A 16,221-nucleotide genomic window follows, 5' to 3' on the forward strand; every position below is an offset into this window, starting at 1 on the left:
CCCTACACTTCGCGGGTCTTTTGTTCAGGATCAGCCCGTGACTTCCAGCATTTTCTGGTACGACTACGAAACCACCGGCATCAACCCGCGCAATGACCGTGCGCTGCAGATGGCCGGCATCCGCACCGATACCGAACTCAATGAAATCGCGCCGCCGGTCAATCTTCATTGCCAGCTAAGTGACGACATTCTGCCCCATCCCGTTGCCTGTATGATTACCGGAATAACGCCGGCCACGCTGGCGGAAAAAGGCTTGTGCGAGGCGGATTTCATGACCCGCGTACATGCCGAACTATCTGCGCCAGGGACATGTGGTGCGGGTTACAACACCTTGCGTTTTGACGATGAAGTCACGCGTTACAGTTTTTATCGCAACTTCTTCGACCCTTATGCACGCGAGTGGCAGGGTGGTAACAGCCGCTGGGATCTGATTGATGTCGTGCGCGCGGCCTATGCATTACGCCCCGACGGCATTGTCTGGCCCGAACAGGACGGTCGCGTCACACTCAAGCTGGAACGACTGACTGCTGCCAACGGCATTGATCATGGACAGGCGCATGATGCGTTATCCGACGTGCGTGCAACTATTGCCCTGGCGCGCCTGATTCGTGAAAAACAGCCGAAGCTTTATGACTACCTGTTCGCATTACGCAGTAAACAGAAAGTCCAGGAGCAGGTTCGTCTGATGCAGCCACTGGTGCATATATCGGGACGTTTTTCTGCGGCACGCAATTACCTTGGCGTGGTGCTTCCGCTGGCATGGCACCCGCATAACCGCAACGCGCTGATCGTCTGTGACCTGCACCTTGACCCTTCACCGTTGTTGCAAGACGACGCTGAAATACTCAAGCAGCGTTTATATACCCGGCATGAAGCGCTGGGGGAAGGCGAATTGCCGGTGCCTCTCAAATTACTGCATATAAACCGTTGCCCGGTGATAGCCCCCCTGGGGGTGCTACGCAGCGAAGATCAGCAGCGGCTGCAACTGGACATGGCGGGCTACCAGGCACGCGCAACGCAGTTGAGTGAAAGCCGGGAAGTTTGGCAGGATAAACTGAGCGTCCTTTATGGCAAGGAAGATTTTGCTGCAAGTGAGGATCCAGAACAGCAGTTATATGACGGTTTTATCGGTGACCGTGATCGTCGACTGTGCGAGCAAGTTCGGCAAGCCGAGCCCGAACAACTGGCACGTGACGCGTGGCCGTTTGATGACGCCCGCTTGCCTGAATTGTTATTCAGGTACCGCGCTCGTAACTTTCCTGACACCTTGAGCAGTGAAGAGCAACAGCGGTGGCAGGACTTCTGTCAGCAGCGGCTGAGCGACCCGGAACGGGGGGCGCCCAATACCCTGAAGGACCTTGCGACTGCGCTGGCTGAATGCTCTCTTAGTGCCGCGCCAGAGCAGTTGGAGGTATTGCGCCAATGGCAGGATTACGCGCAGGCGCTGAGTAAACGTCTGGGTGTATAAATAACGGACAATAAAAAACGCCAGCAGGCTGGCGTTTTTGCAATCGCAATGAAGCGCGACCGTTTGAAGCTTAGCCCAGCAGAGTGGCCCAGCTTTCGACGTCGTCACTGCCCCACTTGGCTTTCCACTCTTTCAATGTCTTGTGGTTGCCACCTTTGGTTTCGATGACTTCACCGTTGTGCGGGTTCTTGTATTGCTTGACCTTGCGGGCGCGTTTGGTACCGGCAGGTTTAACAGCGCCGCCACGGGGGGCTTTGTTTACCTTGGCATCCGGATCCAGCAGGGCAATGATGTCACGCAGCGACTTTTGATATTCGCCCATCAGCGTACGCAGTTTACCTTCGAATTCCAGCTCGGTTTGCAGTTTGTCGTCTTGCGACAGGTTCTTCAAACGGGCTTGCAGTTCTTTGATGGCTTCTTCTGTGGCGCGGTATTCGTTGATCAGGGACATGAGGAGACCTTATGTTGTGTAGGTTGCAGGGATACAGTGGGGCAATAATAGTCACTGTAAATGAGCAAGTAAACATTAAATAAAAGTTTTATTTGAATTATTTAGCAATATACACGCGTCCTACAGACGTCTGAACTAGGCAAGCGCCGAGCCCCCTTCAAAAGATCCTCGCTATAAAGCCCTTCTTTATATAGGTTTTGTTAGGCGTCGCGGGTGGTAAAAGTCGATACTGGCACGGTGCAATCTTTTGCCTGGGCGGTGTCCTTTTCTGCCTGCACATTCAGGCAGCAAAGATACTGCAGTTTTGCTGCGCAGCCGCTAGAATAGCGGCTTTGCGAAGTTCTGGAGTTTCCCCCAATGCGCACTTTTCGTCTGGTGATTGCTTGCCCGGACCGTGTAGGCATCGTTGCCAAAGTCAGTAACTTTCTGGCGTCCCATAACGGCTGGATCACCGAAGCGAGTCATCATTCGGACAATCTCAGCGGCTGGTTTTTCATGCGTCACGAAATACGTGCCGACACCCTGCCTTTTGACCTGGACGGGTTCCGTGAAGCGTTCACGCTGATCGCGGAAGAGTTTTCGATGGACTGGCGCATCACCGACTCGGCGCAGAAGAAGCGCGTCGTGCTCATGGCAAGCCGCGAATCGCACTGTCTGGCCGATCTGCTGCACCGTTGGCACAGCGACGAACTCGACTGTGACATAGCCTGTGTGATTTCAAACCATCAGGACCTGCGCAGCATGGTCGAGTGGCATGACATTCCTTATTACCATGTCCCGGTGGACCCGAAAGACAAGGAGCCTGCATTTGCCGAAGTCTCGCGTCTGGTCGGGCATCATCAGGCGGACGTTGTGGTCCTTGCGCGTTACATGCAAATTCTGCCGCCACAGCTGTGCCGTGAATATGCCCATCAGGTGATCAACATTCACCACAGCTTCCTGCCATCCTTCGTCGGCGCCAAGCCTTATCATCAGGCGTCGTTGCGTGGCGTCAAGCTGATTGGCGCGACCTGTCACTATGTGACCGAAGAGCTCGATGCCGGCCCGATCATCGAGCAGGATGTGGTGCGCGTCAGCCATCGCGACAGCATCGAAAACATGGTGCGCTTCGGTCGCGACGTGGAAAAGATGGTATTGGCCCGCGGCCTGCGCGCTCATCTGGAAGACCGTGTTCTGGTACACGACAACAAGACAGTCGTCTTCGACTGATCTATCTTTTCGGGAGTGCGCCTGTCGCGCTCCCGACCTGGCTCGTCGGCAATGGTGCAACGCTCAGGGTGACAGCCAATGACCGATCCTTTCGAAAAAGCCACATCCACCGCTCCCGCCACGCTTGGCGAGGGCTGTCTCAGCCGCTATGACCCCGCCGCCCTGACTCCGGAAAACGGTGCCGATTTCGACGGTGCAGCAGCGCTATGGCGTGAGTTGCAGCAATCGGAAATGCCCGCTGAAAGGCTTGTCGAGAAAGGTGTGGAGGGAGAGGGGTGAATCAAGCCCTTCAGGCAGTGCAAGGCTGCACCACCTGAAGGGCTCTGAGTCAGGACAGTGCCTTGGAGGCCAGCCAGAACAGCGCTGCGGACAAGGCGACCGTTGCAGGCAGGGTCAGCACCCAGGCCAGCAGGATGGTGCGAACCGTTCCGCCTTGCAGGCCGCTCTTGTTGGCGACCATGGTCCCGGCAACGCCTGATGACAGGATGTGGGTGGTGGAAACCGGCAGACTGAACACGTTAGCCAGGCCGATTGCGCAGGCGGTGGTGATTTGCGCCGACATGCCCTGTGCGTAAGTCATGCCCTGTTTGCCGATCTTCTCGCCGATCGTCAGTACCACACGTTTCCAGCCAACCATGGTACCGATGCCCAGTGCCAGTGCGACCGCCAGAATTACCCAGAACGGTGCGTATTCTGTGGTGGTGGTCAGGTCTTTGCGAAGTTTCTCCAGATCGGACTTTTCACGCGCCGACAGGTCTGGAAGTTTGCCGACCTTGCGGGCCGTGTCGTCCAGGCACAAGAGATAGCGGCGCACTTCGATACGGCTTTCAGGGGCCAGCGAGTGGTAGTCGGATACGCCTTTGAGGCGGTCGAGCAACGCGTCGATGGTGGGTTCGGTCTGCTTCGGATTACAGGCAGAGCTGGACGGCAAGTCGCCTTTTTCAGCTTTGCCCATGGCCAGATATTCGCCCAGCGTGCTGCTGTTGCGTTGATAAAACTGGCTCAGATGCTGGGTCGCATCGCGGGTACGTTCGATCTGGTAGGTCGTGCTGGTCAGGTCCAGTACAAACTGGCTGGGCACGATGCCGATCAACACCAGCATGATCAGGCCGATGCCTTTCTGGCCGTCGTTCGAACCATGTACGAAGCTGACCGCCATTGCGGAAATGACCAGCACCAGGCGGTTCCAGAATGGCGGGTGCTTTTTGTCGTCCAGCTTGCGACGCTGGTCCGGGGTTTTATGCATCTTCGACTGCGGGCGCCACCATTTCAGCGCAACCAGCACCAGGCCTGCAACGATGAAGCCGGCCAGCGGCGAGAACACCAGCGAAGCGCCAATGTCGATCGCTTTCTGCCAGTTGACGCCGTCGGCCAACGGGATGCCGTTGATCAGTGCATTGGCCAGACCGACACCGAGTATCGAACCGATCAAGGTGTGCGAGCTGGAGGCCGGGATGCCGAAGTACCAGGTACCGAGGTTCCAGGTAATGGCCGCCGCCAGCAGCGAGAACACCATGGCCAGGCCATGTCCGGTGTTGACGTTGATGAGCAGTTCGACCGGCAGCAGATGGACGATTGCGTAGGCAACACCCACACCGCCCAGCAGCACGCCGAGGAAGTTGAATACACCAGAGAAGAACACGGCCAGATGAGGCGGCATGGCTTTGGTGTAAATGACTGTCGCCACCGCGTTGGCGGTGTCATGAAAGCCGTTGATGAACTCGAAGGTGAGGACAAAAGCCAGGGCGAGCAAAAGGCTCACAAGCACCCAGGCATCAAGCCCGCTGAATAAATCGATCATGTAGGTTTTCTGACCGGGTCTGAAGGGGGCGCGATTATGACAGAAAAAATACCGAACGACTTGTCGTCACTGCGAGGTGTCGCCTCAAACCAAAAAAAAGACGCATGAGCGCCGCCCCGTTGAATACTCAATGAGGCTGTAAGGCGGGTAATTCCAGGGGCAGGAAGGCAGAGATGAGCAGTCGGGGATCATGAGACCCACGATGTCACGGCTCTTCTTTCAGGCCTTCTTCCATTTTTTGCAATTCTTGCTTGAACGCCTGGTCCAGCAGGCTGGCTCTTTTGCGCCAAGGCTTGCGTTCCGGTTCCGGTTGCGCGGCGTAGGTGGTGATTTCACCGCCGTAGACATCCTTGTAACGTTGTTCCTGGCGCTCAAGTTCCGCGCGCAGTTCATCTTTAGTCACTGTAATACCTGATCGAGTCGATTGAGTTCTGGTGATGACGCAAAACAATGCAAGTATGTTCACGCCATTCGGACTGTATACCAGATACAGCCAGAGACCTGCTCGGGCCATTACCCGAAGAGGTTGCGGAGCATCCTGTTATTGCCTGCGGCTACGTACACCAGAGAAACAGCTGTCGTAGCGACATGTGTGTGATTTCAAGCGCAAGGCTTGCGCTGGCAGGCTTCCCTTTGATCGCGCGGCGATGGTGCACCGTGACAGCGCTTCGACGGGATAATCGAGGCAGAAATCGGGTGAACGGATCAATCGTTTGCGAGGGTGTTGCCAACCCACTGATGGATACTATCTCCAAGAAGTTCTGTTACGTCAACAACAGAGGTTGAATAAGTTCACAGGTCTGGTTTTTTTGTACGATTGTTCCGAAGTTTTAGTGAGCCATTTATATGACGGAACTTTTATAAAACAAATTTTACACACCTGGTGACAAAACCCTGACGATGGAATTCAGAGAGTTTTATATGCACGATATCTGGAGTTGTGATGCGGGGGTTCGACAGGCGGGGCGTGTTCATGCGCAGCAGGCGCTGCCGCAATGAAAACGGCCTTGCTTGGTGAGCAAGGCCGCTGCCTTGGACTTCTCAGTGGGTACCTGACCAGTAATTTCCAAGAAGTCACTTCGTGGCAGAGGTAAAGGTATAAGTATATTTACGGCGGGTCAATTGCGATTATCGGCCACCTGTTCGATAATCGCACAGGCAGAGGCTGTCTTCACTGCTTCCAATAGACCTGAAACCTGCGCTCCACAGGGGCTGAAGGGAGTTACAGAGGGTGTGTCAATGAACGATGAACTGCGTAAATCTTTTGCCTCATTGGCACCGCCCATCGTGGCGTCACCCGCAAAGCGCATTCAGGCGCTGACCGGCGACCCGGATTTCATGACTTCGCTGGCGCGCGGGCTTGCCGTTATTCATGCTTTTCAGGAGCGCAAGCGGCACCTGACCATTGCACAGATCAGCCACCGGACGGAAATCCCCCGCGCTGCGGTACGTCGTTGTCTGCACACGTTGATCAAGCTGGGTTACGCGACCACCGATGGCCGTACGTACTCGCTGCTGCCCAAAGTGCTGACCCTGGGCCACGCCTATCTGTCATCGACGCCTCTGGCGACCTCTTCGCAGCCGTATCTGGACCGTATGAGCGATCAGTTGCACGAGGCATGCAACATGGCCACGCTGGAAGGTGACGACATCCTTTATATCGCGCGCTCGGCGACCACGCAGCGATTGATCTCGGTCGACCTCTCGGTGGGCGGCCGCCTTCCGGCATATTGCACGTCCATGGGCCGAATTCTGCTGGCCGCGCTGGATGATGTGTCGTTGCATGAATACCTTGATCATGTCGATCTGCAGCCCAAGACCAGTCGTACCATTCGCACGCCGGAAGCGCTGCTCGAGCGTCTGCAACTGGTTCGTCAACAAGGCTGGTGTATTGTCGATCAGGAGCTGGAGCAGGGGCTGCGCTCGATTGCCGTGCCGGTCTATGATGCGTCGGGCCAGGTGCTGGCTGCGCTGAATGTCAGTACCAGCGCCGGGCGTGTGGCACGCAGCGAGCTGGAACAGCGCTTTTTGCCGATCATGCTCGATGCCAGTCGCGACCTGAGTACGCAGCTGTTTACCTGACCTTGTTTGCCTGGGTATGGTTAAACGGGCCTGGTTATCCGAGCTCGTGAGCGATTGTTAGTTAGCTGAATTTGTTCGGTTACCGAACGGTTAGTCGATTATCGGATTGTCTGCCTGTCTGCTCAGGCATAACCTCATTTTCATTCCGGCGCAGGTCTTCGCGCTGTTCATTGAACGTGATGTTGGGTTCGGAGCACCTCATGGCAGACATTCTTTCTCTACGCGATGCGGTGAAGCAACTGGTCAACGATGGCGACATCGTTGCGTTGGAAGGCTTCACGCATTTGATCCCCACGGCCGCTGGTCATGAAATTATCCGTCAGGGTAAAAAAGACCTGACCCTTGTGCGCATGACGCCTGACCTGATCTACGACCAGTTGATCGGTGCCGGTTGTGCGAAGCGTCTGATTTTTTCGTGGGGCGGCAACCCCGGCGTCGGTTCTCTACACCGTCTGCGTGATGCGGTTGAAAAGCAATGGCCGCGCGCGATGGAAATCGAAGAGCACAGCCATGCCGACCTCGCCAACGCCTACGTGGCTGGTGCGTCGGGCCTGCCGTTCGCAGTGCTGCGCGCCTACGCCGGGTCCGACCTGCCCAAGGTCAACCCGCTGATCAAGACGGTAACCTGCCCGTTTACCGGTGAGGTGCTGGCGGCTGTGCCATCGGTACGCCCGGATGTGACTGTTATCCATGCGCAGAAAGCCGACCGCAAAGGCAACGTGCTGCTGTGGGGGATTCTCGGCGCGCAGAAAGAGGCCGCGCTGGCTGCGAAGCGATGCATTGTGACGGTGGAAGAAATTGTCGATGACCTGCAAGCGCCGATGAATTCCTGTGTACTGCCGACCTGGGCATTGAGCGCCGTGTGCCTGGTGCCCGGTGGTGCTCACCCCTCCTATGCGCACGGCTATTACGAGCGTGACAACCCGTTCTACCAGGCCTGGGACCCGATTGCCCGGGACCGTGAAACCTTCACCGCGTGGATTGACGAATATATCCACGGCACCGCAGATTTCAGTGAATTCCAGAGCAAGCTGGCTCGCGCTTCGGAGGCCAAATAATGACTTACTCCACCAGTGAAATGATGACCGTTGCAGCAGCCCGTCGTCTGCGTAATGGCTCGGTGTGCTTCGTTGGCATCGGTCTGCCCTCCAAGGCTGCGAACCTGGCGCGTCTGACATCAGCGCCCGACGTGGTGCTGATCTACGAGTCCGGCCCGATTGGTGCCAAACCTACCGTGTTGCCGCTGTCGATTGGCGATGGCGAGTTGGCGGAAACCGCCGACACGGTGGTATCCACCAGCGAAATCTTTCGTTACTGGCTCCAGGGCGGGCGCGTCGACGTCGGCTTTCTCGGCGCAGCGCAGGTGGACCGTTTCGGCAACATCAACACCACCGTTGTCGGTGATTATCATCATCCCAAAGTGCGCTTGCCGGGTGCCGGTGGCGCGCCGGAAATCGCCGGTTCGGCCAAGTCAGTGCTGATCATTCTCAAGCAGTCGGCGCGTTCGTTCGTCAACAAGCTGGACTTCATTACCTCGGTCGGCCACGGCGAGGGCGGCGATTCTCGCAAGCGCCTGGGGCTGCCCGGTGCCGGCCCGGTGGGGATCATTACCGACCTGTGCATCATGGAGCCGGAAGCTGACACCAACGAGTTCGTTGTGACCACGCTGCACCCTGGCGTGACCCGCGAGCAGGTGATTGCTGCCACGGGCTGGGAGATCCGCTTTGCCGACACAGTGGTCGTTTCCGAAGAGCCTACCGAGGTCGAGCTGACGGCGCTGCGTGATCTGGAAGCCCGGACTGCCGCCGCTCATGGTCAGGTTGCAGGAGAAGCGTGATGCGTGAAGTATTTATTTGCGATGCGATTCGCACACCCATCGGTCGCTTTGGCGGGGGGCTGTCTTCGGTGCGTGCCGACGACCTGGCCGCGGTGCCGATCAAGGCACTGATGGAGCGCAACCCATCAGTCAACTGGGAAGAGATCGACGAAGTGTTCTTCGGCTGTGCCAACCAGGCCGGTGAGGACAACCGCAACGTTGCGCGCATGGCTGCGCTGTTGGCGGGGCTGCCGGAGAGCGTGCCGGGGGTGACTCTCAATCGCCTGTGTGCTTCCGGGATGGACGCCATCGGCACCGCGTTCCGTGCCATCGCTTCCGGCGAGATCGAGCTGGCGATTGCCGGTGGCGTCGAATCGATGTCCCGTGCACCGTTCGTGATGGGCAAGGCTGATGCAGCGTTCTCGCGCAACATGAAGTTGGAAGACACCACCATTGGCTGGCGCTTCATCAATCCGGCGATGAAAGCACAGTACGGCGTGGACTCAATGCCCGAGACAGGCGACAACGTTGCAACCGACTTCAGGATTTCTCGAGCCGATCAGGACGCTTTCGCCCTGCGCAGCCAGCAGCGCACTGCCGTTGCCCAGGCTGCGGGCTTTTTCGAGGAAGAGATTGTGCCGGTACGGGTTGCGCACAAAAAAGGCGAAACCATCGTCGACAAGGATGAGCATCCGCGCAGCGATACCAGCCTGGAAACCCTGAGCAAACTCAAGCCGGTCAACGGCGCGGACAAAACTGTCACCGCAGGTAATGCCTCCGGGGTCAACGACGGGGCTGCTGCATTGATTCTGGCTTCGGCCGACGCTGTTAAAAAGCACGGCCTGACGCCACGCGCCCGTGTGTTGGGCATGGCCAGCGCGGCGGTTGCGCCTCGGGTGATGGGCATCGGCCCGGTGCCTGCGGTACGCAAGCTGGTCGAGCGGCTGGGTCTGGCGGTGACTGATTTCGACGTCATCGAGCTCAACGAAGCCTTCGCCAGCCAGGGTCTGGCAGTTCTGCGCGAACTGGGCCTGGCGGATGACGCACCGCAGGTCAACCCGAACGGCGGGGCTATTGCGCTCGGCCATCCACTGGGCATGAGCGGCGCGCGGCTGGTGCTGACGGCGTTGCACCACCTGGAAAAAACCGGGGGGCGCAAAGGCCTGGCAACCATGTGCGTCGGCGTAGGGCAGGGCCTTGCGCTGGCCATCGAGCGGTAAGCGCTCCCGTTTCAACCTGTTGTCCAGCAACCCGGATCGTTTGTCTGCCTCCACGAAAAGGCGGGCCGATGATCCGGGTTGTTGTTCGTCCGGGCACTGGATGTTCAACCCTGCCGATTTTTCCTGGTGGCTGAATTGCTCTGACTTATTGTGCTCGATTAAAGACGGTGTTACAGATTGTTTCTTATGGACAGTTCTGCTTGGGGAAAATAATGACTACAACATCAAAAGCACCGCATTACACCGGCGAGGAGCGAAGCAAAAGAATTTTCGCCATTGTCGGTGCTTCATCCGGCAACCTGGTCGAATGGTTCGACTTTTATATCTACGCCTTCTGCGCGATCTATTTCGCACCTGCCTTTTTTCCTTCCGATGATCCGACGGTACAGTTGCTCAACACCGCAGGCGTGTTTGCTGCTGGTTTTCTGATGCGCCCGATTGGCGGCTGGTTGTTTGGCCGTGTGGCGGACAAGCATGGCCGCAAGAACTCCATGCTGATATCGGTCACCATGATGTGCGCGGGATCGCTGATCATCGCTTGCTTGCCAACCTACGCTTCGATCGGTGCCTGGGCACCGGCCTTGCTGCTCATGGCGCGCTTGCTTCAAGGCCTGTCGGTGGGCGGTGAATATGGCACCACGGCCACTTACATGAGTGAAGTGGCCTTGCGCGGGCAGCGCGGTTTTTATGCCTCGTTCCAGTACGTCACCCTGATCGGCGGTCAGTTGCTTGCCGTATTGACAGTGGTCATCCTCCAGCAGTTTCTGACCACCGAAGAGCTGCGTGACTACGGCTGGCGTATCCCGTTCGTGATCGGTGCGGCCGCCGCTGTCATTGCCTTGTTGCTGCGTCGCACACTCAATGAAACCACTACCGCCGAAAGCCGTCAGGACAAAGACGCAGGCAGTATTGCCGCACTGTTCAAGCATCACGCAGCGGCCTTCATCACCGTGCTGGGCTACACCGCCGGGGGGTCGCTGATTTTCTACACCTTCACGACCTACATGCAGAAATACCTGGTCAACACCGGAGGCATGGAAGCCAAGACCGCCAGCTACATCATGACCGGCGCGCTGTTTCTGTACATGTGCATGCAGCCGTTTTTCGGCATGCTGGCGGACCGCATCGGTCGTCGTAATTCGATGTTGTGGTTCGGCGCGCTGGGTACACTGTGCACGGTGCCGATTCTGATTACCCTGAAAACCACCACCAACCCGTTCATTGCCTTTGCGCTGATTACCCTGGCGTTGGCAATTGTCAGCTTTTACACCTCGATAAGCGGGCTGGTCAAAGCCGAGATGTTTCCGCCTCAGGTCCGCGCACTGGGTGTCGGGCTGGCTTATGCGGTTGCCAACGCAGTGTTCGGCGGTTCTGCCGAATTTGTCGCACTGAAACTCAAAAGTGCCGGGATGGAAAACAGCTTCTACTGGTACGTGACCGTAATGATGGCTGTGGCCTTTCTGTTCAGTCTGCGCCTGCCCAAAGAGCCCAAGTACCTGCATCAGGATCATTGATCGCAGGCTTGTTTCGGCCACAAAAAAACCACCTGATCAGGTGGTTTTTTTGTGTGCCGCTTTAAATCAGAACAGCTGAACCGAAGGCTTCTCTTTGGAGATGGTTTCGGTCTGCCCGGTCCTTTCGTACCAGCCGCCGCCTAGGGCCTTGTACAGATTGACCTCGCTGGTCAGCTGCGACAGACGATCGGTGATCAGCGTTTGTTGCGCGCTGAACAACGAGCGCTGGGCGTCGAGGAAGGTCAGGTTGCTGTCGATACCGATCCGGTAGCGACGCTCGGCCAGACGGTAGTAGTCCTGGTTGGCCGCGACGAAGTCACGTTGCGCCTGGAGCTGCTCGTCGTAGGTCTTGCGTGAAGCCAGGCCGTCAGACACTTCCTGGAAGGCGGTTTGAATCGCCTTCTCGTAGTTGGCGACGCTGATTTCTTTCTGGATCTTCGAGTAGTCCAGGCTGGCGCGCAGGTTGCCGGCGTTGAAGATCGGGATGTTGATGCTTGGCTGGAACAGCCATGCACCCGATCCGCCCTTGAACAGGCCGGACAGCTCGCTGCTGCTGGTTCCGGCACTGGCCGTCAGGCTGATGCTGGGGAAGAACGCTGCGCGTGCTGCGCCAATGTTGGCGTTGGCTGCCTTGAGCGTATGCTCGGCCTCCAGAATGTCCGGACGACGCTGCAGCAGGTCGGACGGCAGGCCAGACGGCATTTCGGTCAGCATGTCGGAATCCAGCAAGTGGCTGGCCGGCAGGTTGTCAGGCAGGCTGGTGCCGAGCAGCAGAACCAGACTGTTCTGATCCTGTGCAACCAGACGCTCGTACTGAGCCAGTTTGGCACGCGCGCTTTCGACGGCGGTGCGTGACTGGCTCAGGTCCAGGGCCGAGGAAACACCGACTTCATTGCTGCGCGAGGTCAGGCGATAGCTTTCTTCGTAGGTCTTGAGGGTGTCCTGCGTCAGCTTGAGCAGTTCCTTGTCGGCCTGCCAGGTCATGTAGGCATTGGCGACGCTGGCCACCAGACTGATCTGGGTGCTGCGACGCGCTTCTTCGCTGGAGAAGTAAGTCTCCAGCGCCTGCTCGCTGAGGCTGCGCACCCGGCCAAAGAGGTCCAGCTCGTACGAGCTGACACCCAGCGTTGCCGAATAGCTGCTGGTGATGCCTGCTTGACCGGTTTGCGACTGGTCGGCTGGCACGCGTTGACGAGTACCGCTACCTGTCGCCGAAACAGCAGGGAACAGGTCCGAGCGCTGAATACGGTACTGGGCACGGTAAGCGTCAATGTTCAGGGCCGCGACCCGCAGGTCGCGGTTGTTGAGCAGTGCAGTCTGAATCAGCTGTTGCAGCGCCGGATCATTGAAGAAGTGCCGCCAGCCTTGCTCCGCGGCAGCCATTTTGGCGCCTTCGACCGGCGAGTACGCCGGCCCTTGCGGATATTGAGCGGCGACCGGTGCTTCCGGCTGCTTGTACTCGGGGATCAAAGAGCAGCCGCCGAGAATGAACGCGGTAACTGCAAGAGAGATCAATGACTTGCTCATTGGCCAGCCTCATCGTGTGAAATATGTTTCTTCTTGCTCTTGAAGAGCCCTGAAACCGAGACAAAGAACAGGGGCACCCAGAAGATCGCCAGGATAACGGCGGTGATCATACCGCCAATTACACCAGTACCGATCGAATGTTGACTACCTGAACCTGCGCCCGTGGAGATTGCCAGCGGCACAACGCCGAGGATAAACGCCATGGACGTCATGATAATCGGGCGCAGACGCATGCGGCACGCCTCGATTGCCGAGTCGACCAGGCTCTTGCCCTGTTCGTGCAGCTCTTTGGCGAACTCGACGATCAGAATGGCGTTCTTCGCCGCCAGACCCACCGTCACCAGCAAGCCCACTTGGAAGAACACGTCGTTGGACAGGCCACGCAGGCTGGTTGCCATCAGTGCACCGATAACCCCCAGCGGCACCACGAGGATGACCGCGATCGGGATCGACCAGCTTTCATACAGCGCCGCCAGACACAGGAACACCACCAGCAACGACAGCGCGTAGAGGGCAGGGGCCTGCGAGCCGGACAAACGTTCCTCGTAGGACAGACCGGTCCACGAAATGCCGATACCTTGCGGCAGTTTCTTGGCCAGGGCTTCTACCTCGGCCATCGCCTCGCCGCTGCTGTAACCCGGGGCAGGAGTACCGAGCACTTCCTCTGCTGCCACGCCGTTGTAGCGCGACAGTTTCGGTGAGCCGTAGGTCCATTTGCCGCTGGCGAAGGCCGAGAACGGCACCATTTCACCCGAGCTGTTGCGCACGTACCACTTCTTGAGGTCTTCAGGCGTCATACGGGCACCCGCATCGCCCTGGATGTACACCTTCTTCACACGGCCACGGTCGATGAAGTCATTGACGTAGCTGCCGCCCAACGCGATGGACAGTGTGTTGTTGATGTCCGACAGGGTAATGCCCAGCGCACTGGCGCGTTCGTCGTCGATGATCAACTGGTATTGCGGTTCGTCATTCAGCCCGTTCGGACGCACGCCTGCGAGAATCTTGCTCTGCGCTGCCATGCCGAGGAACTGGTTACGCGCCTCCATCAGTTTGTCGTGACCCACGCCGCCCTGATCCTGCAGGTAAACGTCGAAACCTGTGGCGTTACCCAGCTCGAGAACAGACGGTGGAACGACCGCGAACACCATTGCGTCGCGCAGGCTGAAGAAATAGCCCTGAGCGCGCTTGGCCAGTTCGAAGACGCTGTTGTTGGAATCACGTTCTTCCCACGGCTTGAGCATGACGAACGCAATCGCCGAGCTTTGACCGCGGCCCGCAAAGTTGAAGCCGTTTACCGAGAACACCGACTTCACTGCACCGCTTTCCTTGGTCAGCAGGTATTCACGCATGTTGTCGATGACTTCCTGCGTACGCTCGGTAGAGGAGCCTGCCGGGGTCTGGATCTGGGCAAAGATGACGCCCTGATCTTCTTCCGGAAGGAACGCGGCCGGGATACGCATGAACATCCAGACCATGCCTGCGCAGATCAGGATATAGCCCAGATACGCCGGCCATTTGTGCTTGAGCATGTTGCCGACGCCACGTTCGTAGCTCAGAACGCTGCGGTCAAAGGTGCGGTTGAACCAGCCGAAGAAACCACGTTTTGGCTGGCCGTGGGTCTTCTCGTCGATAGGCTTGAGCATGGTGGCGCACAGCGCCGGGGTGAAGATCAGGGCGACAACCACCGACAGGGCCATGGCCGAGACGATGGTGATCGAGAACTGTTTGTAGATCACCCCGGTAGAGCCGCCGAAGAACGCCATGGGCAGCAGAACCGCCGACAGCACCAGCGCAATACCGACCAGCGCCCCCTGGATCTGGGTCATGGATTTGATCGTGGCGTCGCGCGGGGAGAGCTTTTCCTCCTCCATGACCCGCTCGACGTTTTCTACCACCACAATCGCATCGTCCACCAGCAAGCCGATGGCCAGCACCATACCGAACATGGTCAGGGTGTTGATGGTGAAGCCGAATGCCGCGAGGATGCCGAACGTACCCAGCAATACTACCGGTACGGTCATGGTCGTGATGACCGTGGCGCGGAAGTTCTGCAGGAACAGGTACATCACCAGGAACACCAGCACGATCGCTTCGATCAGGGTGTGCACCACACCATTGATCGATTCGCTGACCACTGGCGTGGTGTCATACGGGTACACGACTTTCATGCCTGGCGGGAAGAACGGCTCCAGCGACGAAACGGTCGCGCGAATAGCCTTGGCGGTGTCCAGTGCGTTGGCACCGGTCGCGAGTTTGATTGCCAGACCCGATGCCGGTTTACCGTCGAACTGCGAGTCGGTGCTGTAGTTCTCTGCGCCCAGGCCGACAGTCGCGACGTCCTTGAGGCGAACCTGCGAACCGTCGGTGTTGACCTTGAGGAAGATGTTGCCGAACTGCTCGGCGGTCTGCAGACGCGTCTTGCCGATGATCGTGGCGTTCAGCTGCTGGCCGCTGATGGACGGCAGGCCACCCAACTGGCCGGACGATACCTGGACGTTCTGCGCGGTGATCGCGTTTTTCACGTCCACCGGAGTCAGCTGGAAGTTGTTCAGCTTTGCCGGGTCCAGCCAGATACGCATGGCGTACTGCGAACCGAACACCTGGAAGTCACCCACACCGGAGGTCCGGGAAATCGGGTCCTGCATGTTCGACACGATGTAGTTGGCCAGGTCTTCCTTGCCCATGCTGCCGTCTTCGGACACCAGGCCGATAACCATCAGGAAGTTCTTCACTGCCTTGGTCACGCGGATACCCTGTTGCTGCACTTCCTGTGGCAACAGCGGGGTCGCGAGGTTGAGCTTGTTCTGCACCTGAACCTGCGCCGTATCAGGGTTGGTACCCTGATTGAAGGTCGCGGTAATGGTCATGCTGCCGTCGGAGTTACTTTCCGAGCTCACATAACGCAGGTTGTCGATACCGTTGAGCTGTTGCTCGATCACCTGCACCACAGTGTCCTGCACCGTCTGAGCGGAGGCGCCCGGATAGGTGACCTGGATACCGATGGCTGGCGGTGCGATGCTCGGGTACTGGTTGATCGGCAGGCTGGAAATCGACAGCGCACCGACCAGCATGATCACGAGGGCAATAACCCAGGCAAAAATGGGTCGATCAATAAAGAATTTCGACATGG

13 protein-coding genes are annotated in these 16,221 nt (G+C 58.0%); 8 read left to right on the plus strand and 5 right to left on the minus strand.

What is annotated here, in order from left to right; genetic code table 11:
* Positions 1 to 37 precede the first annotated feature (37 nt).
* Entirely contained in the window at positions 38 to 1,468 is a 1,431-nt protein-coding gene (gene sbcB, locus AC4ANE_RS06930) for an exodeoxyribonuclease I (RefSeq protein ID WP_031597607.1), read from the plus strand.
* A gap of 70 nt (positions 1,469 to 1,538) precedes the next feature.
* Here sbcB and mvaT read toward each other — a convergent pair whose 3' ends face one another.
* Positions 1,539 to 1,919, minus strand: coding sequence for a histone-like nucleoid-structuring protein MvaT (gene mvaT / locus AC4ANE_RS06935; protein ID WP_002554971.1), 381 nt, complete (start codon positions 1,917 to 1,919; stop codon positions 1,539 to 1,541).
* Positions 1,920 to 2,276: 357 nt separating this feature from the next.
* Here mvaT and purU point away from each other — a divergent pair, with 357 nt between their 5' ends.
* Positions 2,277 to 3,128: a formyltetrahydrofolate deformylase gene (gene purU, locus AC4ANE_RS06940; protein WP_002554970.1), complete on the plus strand. Its 852-nt coding sequence runs from the start codon at positions 2,277 to 2,279 to the stop codon at positions 3,126 to 3,128.
* 78 nt (positions 3,129 to 3,206) lie between these two features.
* A complete protein-coding gene (locus AC4ANE_RS06945) occupies positions 3,207 to 3,407 on the plus strand; it encodes a hypothetical protein (protein ID WP_002554969.1) in 201 nt (66 codons plus the stop codon).
* 49 nt (positions 3,408 to 3,456) lie between these two features.
* Here the strand turns inward: AC4ANE_RS06945 and AC4ANE_RS06950 are convergent, their stop codons facing one another.
* Positions 3,457 to 4,929, minus strand: coding sequence for an inorganic phosphate transporter (locus AC4ANE_RS06950; RefSeq protein ID WP_002554968.1), 1,473 nt, complete (start codon positions 4,927 to 4,929; stop codon positions 3,457 to 3,459).
* Between the two features lie 205 nt (positions 4,930 to 5,134).
* Positions 5,135 to 5,332 (minus strand): hypothetical protein, encoded by a 198-nt coding sequence (locus AC4ANE_RS06955; protein WP_002554967.1) that lies wholly within the window; start codon positions 5,330 to 5,332, stop codon positions 5,135 to 5,137.
* Positions 5,333 to 6,168: 836 nt separating this feature from the next.
* Here AC4ANE_RS06955 and pcaR point away from each other — a divergent pair.
* The 5 genes from pcaR to AC4ANE_RS06980 all read left to right on the plus strand — a co-directional run bounded on the left by pcaR (position 6,169) and on the right by AC4ANE_RS06980 (position 11,561).
* Positions 6,169 to 7,011, plus strand: coding sequence for a pca regulon transcriptional regulator PcaR (pcaR, locus tag AC4ANE_RS06960; RefSeq protein WP_002554966.1), 843 nt, complete (start codon positions 6,169 to 6,171; stop codon positions 7,009 to 7,011).
* Between the two features lie 200 nt (positions 7,012 to 7,211).
* On the plus strand, positions 7,212 to 8,069 hold the full coding sequence (locus AC4ANE_RS06965; RefSeq protein WP_002554965.1) for a CoA transferase subunit A: 858 nt from the start codon (positions 7,212 to 7,214) through the stop codon (positions 8,067 to 8,069).
* On the plus strand, positions 8,066 to 8,848 hold the full coding sequence (locus AC4ANE_RS06970; protein ID WP_170947368.1) for a CoA-transferase subunit beta: 783 nt from the start codon (positions 8,066 to 8,068) through the stop codon (positions 8,846 to 8,848). Before AC4ANE_RS06965 ends, AC4ANE_RS06970 begins: the two co-directional genes overlap by 4 nt.
* A complete protein-coding gene (gene pcaF / locus AC4ANE_RS06975; RefSeq protein WP_170947366.1) occupies positions 8,845 to 10,047 on the plus strand; it encodes a 3-oxoadipyl-CoA thiolase in 1,203 nt (400 codons plus the stop codon). The genes AC4ANE_RS06970 and pcaF overlap by 4 nt, the downstream gene beginning before the upstream one ends.
* A 212-nt stretch (positions 10,048 to 10,259) precedes the next feature.
* On the plus strand, positions 10,260 to 11,561 hold the full coding sequence (locus AC4ANE_RS06980; protein ID WP_002554962.1) for an MFS family transporter: 1,302 nt from the start codon (positions 10,260 to 10,262) through the stop codon (positions 11,559 to 11,561).
* 66 nt (positions 11,562 to 11,627) lie between these two features.
* Here AC4ANE_RS06980 and AC4ANE_RS06985 read toward each other — a convergent pair whose 3' ends face one another.
* A complete protein-coding gene (locus tag AC4ANE_RS06985; protein ID WP_002554961.1) occupies positions 11,628 to 13,088 on the minus strand; it encodes an AdeC/AdeK/OprM family multidrug efflux complex outer membrane factor in 1,461 nt (486 codons plus the stop codon).
* On the minus strand, positions 13,085 to 16,219 hold the full coding sequence (locus tag AC4ANE_RS06990; RefSeq protein WP_002554960.1) for an efflux RND transporter permease subunit: 3,135 nt from the start codon (positions 16,217 to 16,219) through the stop codon (positions 13,085 to 13,087). Before AC4ANE_RS06990 ends, AC4ANE_RS06985 begins: the two co-directional genes overlap by 4 nt.
* Positions 16,220 to 16,221 lie beyond the last annotated feature (2 nt).

The organism is Pseudomonas sp. Pme6b (genome assembly GCF_058129925.1).

Excerpts from the sequence above, each read along its gene's own strand:
- AC4ANE_RS06950 (WP_002554968.1), bottom strand. The coding sequence starts at position 4,929 with ATGATCGATTTATTCAGCGGGCTTGATGCCTGGGTGCTTGTGAGCCTT.
- pcaR (WP_002554966.1), top strand. The coding sequence starts at position 6,169 with ATGAACGATGAACTGCGTAAATCTTTTGCCTCATTGGCACCGCCCATC.
- purU (WP_002554970.1), top strand. The coding sequence starts at position 2,277 with ATGCGCACTTTTCGTCTGGTGATTGCTTGCCCGGACCGTGTAGGCATC.
- AC4ANE_RS06985 (WP_002554961.1), bottom strand. The coding sequence starts at position 13,088 with ATGAGCAAGTCATTGATCTCTCTTGCAGTTACCGCGTTCATTCTCGGC.
- mvaT (WP_002554971.1), bottom strand. The coding sequence starts at position 1,919 with ATGTCCCTGATCAACGAATACCGCGCCACAGAAGAAGCCATCAAAGAA.
- AC4ANE_RS06980 (WP_002554962.1), top strand. The coding sequence starts at position 10,260 with ATGACTACAACATCAAAAGCACCGCATTACACCGGCGAGGAGCGAAGC.
- AC4ANE_RS06965 (WP_002554965.1), top strand. The coding sequence starts at position 7,212 with ATGGCAGACATTCTTTCTCTACGCGATGCGGTGAAGCAACTGGTCAAC.
- AC4ANE_RS06990 (WP_002554960.1), bottom strand. The coding sequence starts at position 16,219 with ATGTCGAAATTCTTTATTGATCGACCCATTTTTGCCTGGGTTATTGCC.
- AC4ANE_RS06945 (WP_002554969.1), top strand. The coding sequence starts at position 3,207 with ATGACCGATCCTTTCGAAAAAGCCACATCCACCGCTCCCGCCACGCTT.